Source organism: Pseudolysobacter antarcticus, assembly GCF_004168365.1.
GTDB lineage: Bacteria > Pseudomonadota > Gammaproteobacteria > Xanthomonadales > Rhodanobacteraceae > Pseudolysobacter > Pseudolysobacter antarcticus.
The window spans coordinates 1,493,165-1,505,645 of sequence record NZ_CP035704.1 but is presented as its reverse complement, the minus strand read 5'-3'; the positions used below and the strand labels follow the sequence as shown (position 1 = coordinate 1,505,645).

Annotated in this window: 12 protein-coding genes; 7 read left to right on the top strand and 5 right to left on the bottom strand. The window is 60.0% G+C overall.

The genetic code is table 11. From position 1 onward, the window contains the following. Positions 1-310: 310 nt before the first annotated feature. The 3 genes from ELE36_RS06440 (at position 311) to ELE36_RS06430 (ending at position 4,545) form a co-directional block, all read left to right on the top strand. Positions 311-2,464 carry a glycoside hydrolase family 44 protein gene (locus tag ELE36_RS06440; protein ID WP_165371502.1) on the top strand — a complete coding sequence of 718 codons (2,154 nt, stop codon included), beginning with the start codon at positions 311-313 and terminating at the stop codon, positions 2,462-2,464. A gap of 78 nt (positions 2,465-2,542) precedes the next feature. Then, on the top strand, positions 2,543-4,243 hold the full coding sequence (locus ELE36_RS06435) for an FAD-dependent oxidoreductase (protein ID WP_129832284.1): 1,701 nt from the start codon (positions 2,543-2,545) through the stop codon (positions 4,241-4,243). After that, positions 4,240-4,545, top strand: a complete 306-nt coding sequence (locus ELE36_RS06430) for a UBP-type zinc finger domain-containing protein (protein ID WP_129832283.1) — start codon at positions 4,240-4,242, stop codon at positions 4,543-4,545. Before ELE36_RS06435 ends, ELE36_RS06430 begins: the two co-directional genes overlap by 4 nt. A 100-nt stretch (positions 4,546-4,645) precedes the next feature. On the opposite strand, the gene rplI is transcribed toward ELE36_RS06430, so the two are convergent. From rplI to ELE36_RS06405, 5 genes are all read right to left on the bottom strand, one after another. Beyond that, positions 4,646-5,095, bottom strand: a complete 450-nt coding sequence (rplI, locus tag ELE36_RS06425) for a 50S ribosomal protein L9 (protein WP_129832282.1) — start codon at positions 5,093-5,095, stop codon at positions 4,646-4,648. A 145-nt stretch (positions 5,096-5,240) separates the two neighbouring features. Continuing rightward, the gene (gene rpsR / locus ELE36_RS06420) at positions 5,241-5,465 is read right to left on the bottom strand and encodes a 30S ribosomal protein S18 (protein WP_129832281.1); all 225 of its coding nucleotides are present in this window, start codon (positions 5,463-5,465) and stop codon (positions 5,241-5,243) included. A 29-nt stretch (positions 5,466-5,494) separates the two neighbouring features. Then, positions 5,495-5,956 carry a 30S ribosomal protein S6 gene (rpsF, locus tag ELE36_RS06415; RefSeq protein ID WP_129832280.1) on the bottom strand — a complete coding sequence of 154 codons (462 nt, stop codon included), beginning with the start codon at positions 5,954-5,956 and terminating at the stop codon, positions 5,495-5,497. 122 nt (positions 5,957-6,078) lie between these two features. Beyond that, entirely contained in the window at positions 6,079-6,831 is a 753-nt protein-coding gene (locus ELE36_RS06410; RefSeq protein ID WP_129832279.1) for a hypothetical protein, read from the bottom strand. A gap of 30 nt (positions 6,832-6,861) precedes the next feature. After that, complete coding sequence (locus ELE36_RS06405; RefSeq protein ID WP_129832278.1) at positions 6,862-7,188, bottom strand: HesB/IscA family protein; 327 nt, start codon at positions 7,186-7,188, stop codon at positions 6,862-6,864. 211 nt (positions 7,189-7,399) lie between these two features. Between ELE36_RS06405 and asnS the strand changes: the two genes are divergently transcribed. The 4 genes from asnS to ELE36_RS06385 all read left to right on the top strand — a co-directional run bounded on the left by asnS (position 7,400) and on the right by ELE36_RS06385 (position 12,474). Then, the gene (asnS, locus tag ELE36_RS06400; RefSeq protein WP_129832277.1) at positions 7,400-8,800 is read left to right on the top strand and encodes an asparagine--tRNA ligase; all 1,401 of its coding nucleotides are present in this window, start codon (positions 7,400-7,402) and stop codon (positions 8,798-8,800) included. A 53-nt stretch (positions 8,801-8,853) separates the two neighbouring features. After that, positions 8,854-9,237, top strand: a complete 384-nt coding sequence (locus tag ELE36_RS06395) for a VOC family protein (protein WP_129832276.1) — start codon at positions 8,854-8,856, stop codon at positions 9,235-9,237. A 53-nt stretch (positions 9,238-9,290) separates the two neighbouring features. Then, a complete protein-coding gene (locus ELE36_RS06390) occupies positions 9,291-10,517 on the top strand; it encodes a TCR/Tet family MFS transporter (RefSeq protein WP_129832275.1) in 1,227 nt (408 codons plus the stop codon). Between the two features lie 154 nt (positions 10,518-10,671). Next, positions 10,672-12,474 (top strand): assimilatory sulfite reductase (NADPH) flavoprotein subunit, encoded by a 1,803-nt coding sequence (locus ELE36_RS06385; protein WP_425480908.1) that lies wholly within the window; start codon positions 10,672-10,674, stop codon positions 12,472-12,474. Positions 12,475-12,481 lie beyond the last annotated feature (7 nt).

Genomic DNA, 12,481 nt, shown 5'->3' with positions numbered 1-12,481 from the left:
GACGAGCCGCACAACGCTGATTTGCAGCACCGCAATACGCGCATTTTAACGTGCCGCATTCTTCCGCTGGTGATTCAACGAATAGTGTGGCCATGTGCGGCGAAAGAACTGCTCGCATCACGATTTCCGCAACTATATTGCGCTGCACCCGCGTAATTTTCGCAGCCATCGATTTCTGGCGCACGTCCGGTCATACACAACAGTGACCGCGTCGTGCGCCAGTATCTGTGAAACGCACCCGCGCATGGCTTGCGCGATGCTGGTAAAGTCCGCCGCGGGGGATAAGCGAAACACCACGCGGAGTGATGCCATGCGCGTTGTCCTGTTTTTGATTCTGGGTTTTGTGGCGGCCAACGCGTCGCACGCGGCGTCGCTGACGATCTACGACAATACGCTGCAAAACGGCTTTGCCGACAACTACAGTTGGGCGGTCAGCTACAGCTTCAGCAATACCAGCCCGGTGCATGGCGCCAGCGGCAATTCGATCAGCATGAAGCCCGACAACTGGGGCGGCATTCGTGTGAAATCGACTTCGTTATTTGCGCTCCCGAATTACCAGAATCTGACCTTCTGGGTGAACGGCGGTAGTGGAAACGGCCAGCTGCTCACGCTGGTTCTGACCCGCGGCGGCGTCACGCTCGGTTCGTTCGATATCGGCAGCAATACCAGCGGCGGCATTGTCGCCAATACTTGGCATCAGACCACGATCGATTTTAATGCAGCGCATCTCACCTATGGTGCTTTCGACGGTTTTACCCTGCAGTCGAACAACAGCAACAGCGCGACCCAGCCGATGGTGTATTTCGATGATTTCGTCTGCAATCAGCGCGGCACAGCAATAGCGACCGGTGCAACAGTAACCGTGGGGGTAGATACCAGCATCGAAGTGCGTGCCATCAATCCGCTGATCTTCGGTGTCAGCGCCGGTGTTGCGGCGCGTAATCAGCAGATGGGCTATACCTTGCAGCGCTGGGGTGGCAATTCGGTGACGCGCTACAACTGGCAGGCGGTATCGCACAATTCCGCCAACGACTGGTTTTTCCTGAACTACGGCGCCAGCCAGACCGATAGCGCCGATACTTTCATCAGCGCCACGCACAACGCCGGTGCGCAAGCCCTGCTCACGATCCCGACCATAGGCTGGACACCGGACAGCGCGGCCAAAGTTGGCTGGGGTTATTCGGTGGCCAAATACGGCGCGCAACACGCTACCGAATACACCCAGAGCGGCGGACAATCGTGGGCGAATGCCGACGCCGGCAACGGCGAGTGTGATACCGGCAGCAACAGCACCGGCTATTGCGTCGGCAATCACATTGTCGGCAACGATCCGCTCGATACATCAAAAGCGGTAGATGCAAATTACGAGGCGCAGTGGATTGCGCATCTGCAATCGCTGTTTGGCACGGCGGCGAATGGCGGTGTGAAATATTACGCGCTCGACAACGAGCCGATGCTGTGGAATTCAACGCATCGCGATGTGCATCCGGCTGCGCCGACCTACGACGAAATCTGGCAAAAAGCCCAGCAGTATGGCGCCGCGATCAAGGCGCAGGATCCAACTGCAATCGTCACTGGCCCGGTGACGTGGGGCTGGTGCGATGTGTGGAGTTCGGCGGCGGATTCGGCGCTCGGCAATTGCTACGGCGGACCCGATCAGAACGCGCATGGCGGCACGCCGTTCGCGCAATGGTATCTGCAACAGGTTTGCACCCATCCGCTTGCCAGCGGCAAACGTTTGGTCGATGTGCTGGATCTGCATTATTACCCGCAAGCCGATCCGGGCGAGGACGATACACCCACCGGCGCAGCGGTGCGTCTGCGCTCGCTGAAGGAACTCTACAATCCGACGTGGGTTTCCGAATCATGGATCGGTGGAACGGCGCAACCGATACCGAATTTCATTCCGCGCATGCGCAGTTGGATTCCCGCCGCATGCGCCGACATCGGCATCGCGATCACCGAATACAATTGGGGACCGGATGACACCGACAGCGGCGCCGTGGCGCAAGCCGAAGCACTCGGTATCTTTGCGCGCGAAGGGGTGAGCATGGCCGCGCGCTGGGTCGCCCCCGCAGCGAACAGCAAAGCCGAACGCGGCTTCCAGATTTTCCTCAATTACGATGGCGCTGGCAGCAAGGTCAGCGGCAACAGCGTGCACGCGCTTTCATCCAACATCGATCAGGTCGGTAGTTATGCGTTCCGCCTGCCCGGCCAACGTTTGATGATTTTGCTGACCAACAAGGACAGCGTGGCGCATCCGATAAATCTGACCCTGCAGCAACCGGCTTCCGGTGCCTGGAAACTCTACGGCTTCGATTCGTTGAACGCGCTAGCCGCCCAGCCAGGCGGTATTGTCAACGGCACCAGCCTTAGCTTGAGCGCGCTAACGGCGATGTCGGCGAGCTTGCTGGTTTTACCGGACAGCGATTCGATTTTTGCGAACGGCTTCGAGTCGCACTAGCGCAAAATCTTCAGTGTATTTTCGTCGCGACGGCAAAAAAAAGGATAAGGTAGTTCGAGTCAATCACCGCCAGAACCAATGAGCCTCAGCGAAACCCGACGTCACCAGATTTTCCCGATTCTCAGCGCCGTGCAGATTGCTATCGCACGGCGTTTTGCGTTATCCGCGCCGCAGCGTTTTGCTGCTGGCGCAACGCTTTTTGCGGTCGGCGAAAATGCCGCCCCCGCGTTTCTCATACTTGATGGTGAACTCGAAATTCATCGTCGTGATGCGAGCGGCCGCGAGAGTATTACCTCGACCCACGGTATCGGCGAAATCAGCGGCGAAGTCAGCCAGCTTGCTGGGCGACAATCGCTGGTCGAAGGACGCGCCGGATCACGCGGCTGCGAAGCCGTCGCGTACGATGCCGCGCATTTGCGCGCGCTGCTGATCGGCACCGCGGAGATCGGCGAAATCATCATGCGCGCGTTCATCCTGCGTCGCACCGCATACATCAACGAGGGCGGCTCGGGTTCGGTTCTGCTCGGGCGGCGCAACGATCCCGTCTTGATCCACATCGAAGGTTTTCTCGGGCGCAACGGTTATCCGTTTACGGTGATGGATGCGCTGGACGATGGCGACGGCCACGCGCTGATCGAACGTCTCGGCCTGCGCAATGAAGACATGCCGATTGTGCTATGCCCGAACGGCGCGGTGCTCAAGCGCCCCACCGATGCACAGATCGGCGTGTGCCTCGGCATCACGCCGGAAATCGATCCCGAACATGTCTACGACGTCGCCGTGGTCGGCGCCGGACCGGCCGGCCTCGCGACTGCGGTATACGCGGCGTCGGAAGGATTGTCGGTGCTCGTGCTCGACGCACACGCATTCGGCGGCCAGGCCGGGGCGTCATCCCGGATCGAAAATTATCTTGGTTTTCCGACTGGCATTTCCGGCCAAGCGCTTACCGGGCGGGCCTTTGCTCAGGCACAAAAATTCGGCGCGGAAATCGCCATTCCGATCGCCGTGGAAAATCTGCATTGCGGCAAAAAAGCGCCGCACCCTCATGCCGGATTCGGCCTGCAGCTCGCGGGAAATCGCAGCGCGCAGGCGCGCACGGTCGTGATCGCATCGGGGGTGCGTTATCGCCGACCCGACATCGCCAACCTCGCGATGTTCGAGGGCGCGGGCGTTTCCTACTGGGCCTCACCGATCGAGGCAAGCTTGTGCGCGGGCGAACACATCGCGCTGGTCGGCGCCGGAAATTCCGCCGGTCAAGCGGTGGTGTTTCTGGCCGACAAGGTCAAGAGCCTGCACCTGATGGTGCGCGGCTCCGATCTCGCTGCATCGATGTCGCAATATCTGGTCGACCGTATTCACGCCTTGCCGAACGTCAAGGTGCATCTGCGCACCGAGGTGATCGCGCTCAGCGGTGATGCCGACAACGGTCTGCAAGGCGCGAGTTTTCGCAATCGCGACAACGGCTTGGTGTGGACCGGCCCGCTGCGTCACCTGTTCCTGTTCATCGGCGCCGATCCGAATACCGACTGGCTCAGCGATTGTTCGGTCGCGCTCGATGCCCACGGTTTTGTGCGCACTGGCGAAGTGCTGAATCGCGATTCGTGGTGTGCGACTGAGCGTGCGCCGCTGCCGCTGGAGACAACGGTTGCGGGCGTATTCGCGATCGGCGATGTCCGCGCCGGTTCGACCAAAAGAGTTGCGGCAGCGGTCGGCGAAGGCGCCCAAGTGGTCGCCGCCATTCACTCGATTCTGAGCAAGGAAAAGGAAAAAACTGTATGAGCAGAAACTGCAGTCATCTCGCCACGATTCAACAAGTCACGCCGAGCGCGCGCGGTTGCGAGGAGTGCCTCAAGACCGGCACGGAGTGGTTTCATCTGCGTGTATGTCGAAGCTGCGGCCACGTCGGCTGTTGCGATCAATCGCCGGGACGGCATGCAACCAAGCATTACCACGCCAGCAAACATCCGATCATCGAAGGCTACGATCCACCGGAAGGCTGGGGCTGGTGTTTTGTCGAGGAAACGATGGTGGCCCTACCCGATCAGACGCCGCAAGTCGGGCCGATTCCGCGGTTTTATTGAGCGGCGCGCATCGAAATTTCTCGCGTCGGAAAAATCACAATACGCACAAACAAAAACGCCGCCTGCCCTCGTTGAGGACAGGCGGCGTCGGTGTTGTCGCTTACGCTTCTGGCTGGATCGTGATCTTGACGACGGTGTGCACGTCGGCGTGCAGATGCACCTGGATCTCGAACTCGCCGGTGTGACGCAGCGGGCCTTCGCTCATGATCACTTCGCTCTTCGACAGCGGATGACCGGCAGCGGTGAATGCTTCGGCAACATCGCGCGGACTGACCGAACCGAACAGCTTGCCTTCGGGACCGGCGTTGGCCTTGAGCACAACGGTGGCGCCTTCGAGCGCGGTCTTGCGGGCTTCCGCATTGCCGAGGCTGGAGTTGGCCTTGGCCTCGAACTCGGCCCGACGCGATTCAAAGTCGGCGAGGTTATGCACTGTGGCGGCAACAGCCTTGCCGTGCGGCACGAGGAAGTTGCGACCATAACCCGGCTTGACGTTGACTTTGTCACCGAGCTTGCCGAGGTTTTTTACGTTTTGCAGCAGAATGAGTTCCATGGGATTTCCAATTCGTTAGCGCCGGAAAAGCCCGACGCAGCTTGTCGCTGTCCGAATCGACGTTCAGCGCCGAAGCGCTGAACGAGGACACAAATGTTTCACGACAAATCAGCTTGCATTCGCCACGCCGATTTGTCGGTATTACTTAATGATTGTCGCAGTACGGCAGCAACGACAGGAAACGCGCGCGCTTGATCGCGGTCGCGAGCTGACGCTGATAACGCGCTTTGGTGCCGGTGATGCGGCTCGGCACGATCTTGCCGGTTTCGCTGAGGTACTGACGCAGGGTGTTGAGATCCTTGTAGTCGATCTCTACTACGTCTTCGGCGGTGAAACGGCAAAACTTTTTACGACGAAAAAACTTGGACATGATGTTCTCCGGGATCCAGGACGCGGCGCTTATTCAGCAGCCGGCTCAGCAGGTGCCGCTGCTGCTGCGGAAGCGCGCGGTGGGCGCGGGGTACGTTCGCGTGGCTCATCAAAATCTTCGCCACCAAAACCGATGCCTTCATCGTCACGACGACGGCGATCCGGCTTCTCGTCCTTGGCCTTGAGGATAAACGACTGCTCGGTATCCGGGCCGGGACGGCTGATGATCAGGTGACGCAACACGGCGTCGTTGAAACGGAAACCGGACTCCAGCTCCTTCAACACCGGCTGGCTGCACTCGATGTTCAACATCACGTAGTGCGCTTTGGCCAGGTTCTCGATCGGGTATGCCAGTTGACGGCGGCCCCAGTCTTCGAGACGGTGAATCTTGCCGGAATCGCCTTCGATCAGCGACTTGTAGCGCTCGATCATGGCAGGTACTTGCTCGCTTTGGTCCGGGTGGACCATAAACACGACTTCGTAATGACGCATGGTATCTCCTTGTGGATATCACGACGGAAAACCCGCCATGAAAGCCTCCTGCGGCGCAGTGAGGCAAGACCTTCGCTGGGCGAAGAGCCGCTCAGTGTAGTGGATTCAGCGAATTGGTGCAATTATCTGGCGGCTGCACTCGTGTGCTCAGCGCTTTCGCGCGATGTATTCGCTACTGGCTCGATCCGCACGATGTTGTTGACCGGCAAAATCATCGCGCGTTTGCTGGCGCGATCGTAGACAAATACGTAGTTGGAAACCGCGCCAAGATAGGTCCACGCGGCATCCTGTTCGAGCGCTGGAATGCCACCCGGATCGCTGCTCATCTGCACGTGCACCAGTGGTGCCTCGCCGGCCAGCACGCGCGCCACGCTGTGATCGGCATACACGGTGATGAATGTCCAGCTGTAGAACACCACCAGCACCAGATACGCAAACACCGTGAACCATTTCGGCGGGGTGACGATCAGCTGGCTTTTCAGCCGATTCCAGCGCGAATCCGCAGCTTGCGCGAGACGCAGACGTTTTTCGGTTTGCTTGCGACGCGTATGCAGATTGAATTTGTCGGTCAGCCACATCAGCGGAAACGTCGACAACAACAACAGCAACGCGATCGGCTGCTGCAGTCCCGACGCGAGAAAATCGGTGATCTGCGACAAGGTCAGCACGGGAATGCCGAACTGCCGGTAATAACTGTAGTTGAAAAAAATCCCGGCCAGCGCGACCAGGATATAACCGAGGGTGATCGCCACCGCCGGCTCGCGGCGCAAGGTGCGCAGCACATGCGGCAACGCGTAATGCAAAGCGGATGTCGGCGCGATCGGCGCGGAATCGTTTTCCGCTATCGTCGCCGGCTCATTGCGTTGCGCGTTCACGCCCGCATCTCACGGCAAACGATCACCCACCTAGCCAACCGAAAAACTCTCGCCGCAACCGCATTCGCCGACCACATTGGGATTGTGGAAAACGAACATCGAATTCAAACCCTGGCGCGCAAAATCGATCTCGGTGCCATCCACCAGCGGCAGGCTTTTCGCATCGACCACGACGGTGACGCCGTCCTGTTCGAACACATGATCATTCTCGGCGATGCTGTCGGTCAGATCGACGGTGTAGGCAAAACCCGAACACCCGGTTTTGCGCACGCCGAATCGCACCGCGCGCGCCGTGCTCTGGCTAGCGAGGAAGTTCTGCATGCGCTCGCGCGCCGCGGTGGTAATTTGAATTGACATGCGTTTTTGCCTTTGGCTGATCGCGATTCTAGCACCGACGTATCGATCTCGCGCCGTGCCATCGAGATGGCGTCGCCGCTGCCGAGTTCAAGCGTCGTCTTGAGGATGCATCTGTTTATTGCTGCAGCGACCGTGCCGACGCTGCCTTGGCGCAGCATCTTCCGCTATCATTTGCACCCTTTCATTGATGCAGTCCAGCGGGAGTTTCGAGATGTCGGTAGTCAGCGTAAAACACGCGTTAGCGGGCGGAGTCGCTGCCGGCGTTGAAGTCACTATTCGCGGCTGGGTACGCACACGGCGCGACTCCAAGGCGGGTTTGTCGTTCGTCAACGTCGGCGACGGTTCGTGTTTCGATCCGATCCAGATCGTCGCGCCGGCCACGTTGGCGAACTACGCCAGCGAAGTGACGCGCCTCACCGCGGGCTGCGCGGTGATCGCCACTGGCATCCTCACGCCATCACAAGGCAAGGGTCAGGCGTTCGAGATTCAGGCCAGTACGATCGAGGTGATCGGCTGGGTCGATGATCCCGAAACCTATCCGATCCAGCCGAAAGCGCACACGATGGAATTCCTGCGCGAAGTCGCGCACCTACGTCCGCGCACCAACACCTTTGGTGCGGTCGCGCGCGTACGGCATTGCATCGCGCAGGCCATACATCGTTATTTCCACGAGCGTGATTTCTTCTGGATCAATACGCCCATCATCACCGCGTCGGATGCCGAAGGCGCCGGGCAGATGTTCCGCGTATCAACACTTGATCTCGCCAACATGCCGCGTGATGCAAAGGGCCAGATCGATTTCAGTAAGGATTTTTTCGGTCGCGAAACCTTTCTTACGGTTTCCGGCCAGCTCAATGTCGAGGCGTATTGCCTGAGCCTGAGCAAGGTGTACACGTTTGGCCCGACCTTCCGCGCCGAGAACTCCAACACCACGCGCCATCTCGCCGAGTTCTGGATGATCGAGCCCGAGATCGCGTTCGCCGATCTGAACGACGATGCCGATCTGGCGGAAGATTTTCTCAAATATATTTTCAAGGCCGTGCTCGACGAGCGCGGCGACGACATGCGTTTTTTTGTCGAGCGTCAGGAAAAAACCGCGATCAGCCGACTCGAAACTTTCATCAGTGCGCCGTTCGAGCGCATCGATTACGGCGAGGCGATCAGCATTCTGCAGAAGTCCGGCAAGAAATTCGATTACCCGGTCGAATGGGGTCTGGATCTGCAGACCGAACACGAGCGTTTCCTCGTCGAAAATCATGTCGGGCGACCGGTCGTGGTGATGAATTATCCGGAACACATCAAAGCATTTTACATGCGCCTGAACGACGACGGTAAAACCGTCGCGGCGATGGATGTGCTCGCGCCCGGCATTGGCGAAATCATCGGTGGTTCGCAGCGCGAGGAACGTCTCGATGTGCTTGATGCGCGTATGGCGCAGTTCAAGCTCGACCCCGCGCATTACCAATGGTATCGCGACCTGCGCCGTTACGGCACGGTGCCGCACGCGGGTTTTGGCCTCGGCTTCGAGCGGCTCGTGGTGTATATCTGCGGGCTGGCGAATATCCGCGATGCCAATCCGTATCCGCGTGTGCCGGGCAGCGCGGAGTTTTAGCAAATACAAATCCGCAAGCTCGCGGCGTTTCTATTTTCTGCAGGAGAAAATCCATGATCGACCATACCGGCGTGCGCGTCAGCGACTTCGCCCTGAGCAAGAAATTTTACGCTGCCGCCCTGGCGCCGATCGGCTTTGCGCTGCTCAAGGAATTTCCCGCCGCGCTGACCGGCGGCGATGACGTCGCAGGTTTTGGCGAAGCGCCGAAACCGGAGTTCTGGTTGCACGGCGCCGAGCCGAATTATCCACGAGTGCATGTTGCGTTTCGCGCTAGCAGTCAGGCCATGGTCGATGCGTTTTACACAGCAGCGATCAAGGCTGGCGGCCGCGACAACGGCGCACCCGGAACGCGCGCGCATTACCACGCCGGCTATTACGCCGCGTTTGTGCTCGATCCCGATGGACACAATATCGAAGTGGTATTTCATGCCAGCTGACACGAACTTCGGCACGCCCATGCACTGATCGACTTCTCTCCTGCGGCCATCCGATGAACACCATTCCCGCTCCGCCGAATCCGCGCTCCGCTGCGTTCATCTTCGTCTTCATCACCGTCGCGCTCGACATGCTGGCGCTCGGCGTGATGGTGCCGGTACTGCCGAAACTCGTGACCGAATTCAGCGGCGGCAATGTCGCGCAAGCGAGCGTCGTGGTCGGAATATTCGGTTTTGCGTGGGCAGCGATGCAGTTTTTCTTCTCGCCAGTGTTGGGCTCATTGTCGGATCATTTCGGACGCCGCCCGGTCATCGTGTTATCGAACCTCGGCATGGGTCTGGATTATCTGTTCATGGCGATGGCGCCGTCGTTGTGGTGGTTGTTTGTCGGGCGCCTGATCTCCGGTATCACCGCGGCTACCTACTCCACCGCCGGCGCGTATATCGCCGACGTCACGCCGCCAGAGCAGCGCGCGGCAAAATTTGGTCTGCTCGGTGCAGCTTTCGGCCTGGGATTTGTGATCGGCCCGGCGCTCGGCGGCGTGCTCGGCGGGATCGATCTGCGCCTGCCGTTCTGGGTTGCGGCAGGTTTGAGTCTGGCGAACGCCGCCTACGGATTTTTCGTCCTGCCGGAATCGCTGCCGCGCGAAAATCGCGCGCGGTTTCATTGGCGCAGCGCCAATCCGATCGGGGCGATGGCGTTTCTGCGTCGCCATCCGTTGCTGCTTGGTCTCGCCGTGTCGGGTTTCCTGCAGCGCATCGCGCACGAGTCATTGCCGAGCGTTTTTGTGTTGAATACCGAATATCGTTTTGCGTGGAACAGCGCAACCACCGGGCTGTTTCTCGCAGCGATCGGATTGGCTTCGATGGTCGTGTCAGCGTTGCTGGTCGGGCCGGTGGTGAAGCGCCTCGGCGAACGTCAGACGCTATACGTCGGCCTGGCATTCGGCGCGATGGGATTTGCGCTGTACGGTATCGCACCGAACAGCCTGGTATTTATGATCGGCTTGCCGCTGCTGGCGATGTGGGGCCTGTGCGGGCCGGCACTGCAAGGCCTCATGACACGCCATGTCGAACCGACCGAGCAAGGCCAGTTGCAAGGCGCACAGGCCAGCCTGATGGGCGTCGCCGGCATGACCGGGCCGCTGCTGTTCACGCAGACATTTGCCGTGGCGATCCGCGAAAACGGCGTGCTGCATTTCCCCGGCGCACCGTTTGTGCTGGCCGCGTTATTGGTGGCCGGTGCGTTGACCGCTGCGTGGCTGACTCTACGCAAAACCTGAAGCCGCAGCTCGCTGCGGCCTCTCCGGCTCATCGTGTCGCCAGCGGCTCATCTCTCCACGGCATAAGCGCATAACAACATATTGTTTCCGGCGCTGCGCGCGCGCGAGCAAAATTCGTCATCCTCAGTTTTTGGACGTCTATACGGCCATGAGTTTGACCCCTGCTATTCACGCGCTACTGCCGCTCTCGGAAGAGAAATCGAGCATGCTGACCTCGCTGCTCGATGGCCTTGATACTGCGGCGCTGCATTGGTTGTCCGGTTACGCCGCTGGCCTCGCCGTGCGCCGCCCGGCCGAACTGCATGTGCTGCCGACACCCGCCGCTGCTGCGCAGAATGCGCCGATCTTGAGCATCGTCTACGGTTCGCAGACCGGCAACAGCCGGCATCTGGCCGAGCAGCTCAAACGCGAAGCGGAAGCCAGCGGACTCGGTGTGCGCTTGCTGCGCGCGGGCGAATATCCGCTGCGCGAACTCAAGAACGAACGCCTGCTGTACCTCATCATCAGCACGCAAGGCGACGGCGATCCGCCCGATGACGCGCGCAGCTTGGTCGAACACCTGCTGTCGAAACGTGCGCCGGAACTCAAGCAGCTGAGCTTTGCCGTGCTCGCGCTTGGTGATTCGAGTTATCCGAAATTCTGCGAGACCGGTCGCCTGCTCGACGAACGTCTCGCCGCACTCGGTGCGACACGTGCATTGCCGCGCGTCGATTGTGATCTGGATTTCGAGCGCGATGGCAAACCGTGGCTGATTCGTGCGCTGAACTCGGCGCGCGAACAACTCAAGCCGGTCGCCGCCGTCGCCAGCATCAAGACCCTGCGCAGCGTCACCGGCACAGCGGTGTTTGGTCGCGACAATCCATTCCGTGCCGAAGTACTTGCAAGCCAGCGCATCACCGGGCGGGACGCGCAAAAAGACGTGCGCCATATCGAGTTGTCGCTGGCCGATTCCGGCCTGACTTATTCACCCGGCGATGCGCTGGGCGTATGGCCGCAGAATCCGCCGCAGCTTGTCAACGAATTGCTGCAGACACTGAAACTCGATGGCGCCAGCGAGGTTGAATTCGAAGGCCGGCGGCTGCCGCTGGCACGCTGGCTTAGTGGCGAACGCGAGATCACGCGACTCGCGCGTCCGTTTCTCGCAACCCACGCCGCACATGCGGGCAGCAGCGAGCTGAATCGCCTGCTGGCACCGGCGTCGCGAGACGAACTCGCACCGTTGCTGCGCGATTACCAAGTGATCGACGTGCTGCGCCAATGGCCGGCGTTGTGGAGCGGCGAGGAACTCATCGCGAGTTTGCGCCGCCTCACACCGCGCCTGTACTCGATCGCGTCGAGCCAGAAACTGGTCGGCGATGAAGTACATCTGACCTTGGGCACGATCGACTATCAGGCGTTCGGCAGTCGGCATGTCGGTGCGGCATCGAATTTTCTCGCGACGCTCGATGAGGATGGCCGTGCGCCGGTTTATGTCGAAGCCAACGAGCGCTTTCGCCTGCCTGTGGATGCGAGCCGCGACATCCTCATGATCGGCCCCGGCACGGGTATCGCGCCGTTCCGCGCGTTCGTGCAGGAACGCACCGCGATCAATGCCAGCGGCCGCAACTGGCTGTTCTTCGGCGAGCAACATTTCGCGAGTCAATTCCTGTATCAGCTCGAATGGCAGGAAGCATTGAAGAAAGGCCAACTGCATCGACTCGACCTCGCTTTCTCGCGTGATCAGGCGCAGAAAATCTACGTGCAGCAACGCCTGCGCGAGCAAGGTCGCGAGGTCTGGGACTGGCTCGAAAACGGCGCGCATCTGTATGTGTGCGGCGACGCTACGCGCATGGCGCCCGACGTGCACACGGCTTTGCGTGAGATCGTGATCGAACACGGCGGCAAATCGAGCGAAGACGCCGACGACTATCTTGCGCGCCTGTCGCAGCAAAACCGCTACGCCCGCGACGTGTATTGAGAGCGCA

Coding starts and splice junctions, on each gene's coding strand:
- ELE36_RS06440 (WP_165371502.1), top strand. CDS start 311: ATGCGCGTTGTCCTGTTTTTGATTCTGGGTTTTGTGGCGGCCAACGCG.
- ELE36_RS06435 (WP_129832284.1), top strand. CDS start 2,543: ATGAGCCTCAGCGAAACCCGACGTCACCAGATTTTCCCGATTCTCAGC.
- ELE36_RS06430 (WP_129832283.1), top strand. CDS start 4,240: ATGAGCAGAAACTGCAGTCATCTCGCCACGATTCAACAAGTCACGCCG.
- rplI (WP_129832282.1), bottom strand. CDS start 5,095: ATGGAACTCATTCTGCTGCAAAACGTAAAAAACCTCGGCAAGCTCGGT.
- rpsR (WP_129832281.1), bottom strand. CDS start 5,465: ATGTCCAAGTTTTTTCGTCGTAAAAAGTTTTGCCGTTTCACCGCCGAA.
- rpsF (WP_129832280.1), bottom strand. CDS start 5,956: ATGCGTCATTACGAAGTCGTGTTTATGGTCCACCCGGACCAAAGCGAG.
- ELE36_RS06405 (WP_129832278.1), bottom strand. CDS start 7,188: ATGTCAATTCAAATTACCACCGCGGCGCGCGAGCGCATGCAGAACTTC.
- asnS (WP_129832277.1), top strand. CDS start 7,400: ATGTCGGTAGTCAGCGTAAAACACGCGTTAGCGGGCGGAGTCGCTGCC.
- ELE36_RS06395 (WP_129832276.1), top strand. CDS start 8,854: ATGATCGACCATACCGGCGTGCGCGTCAGCGACTTCGCCCTGAGCAAG.
- ELE36_RS06390 (WP_129832275.1), top strand. CDS start 9,291: ATGAACACCATTCCCGCTCCGCCGAATCCGCGCTCCGCTGCGTTCATC.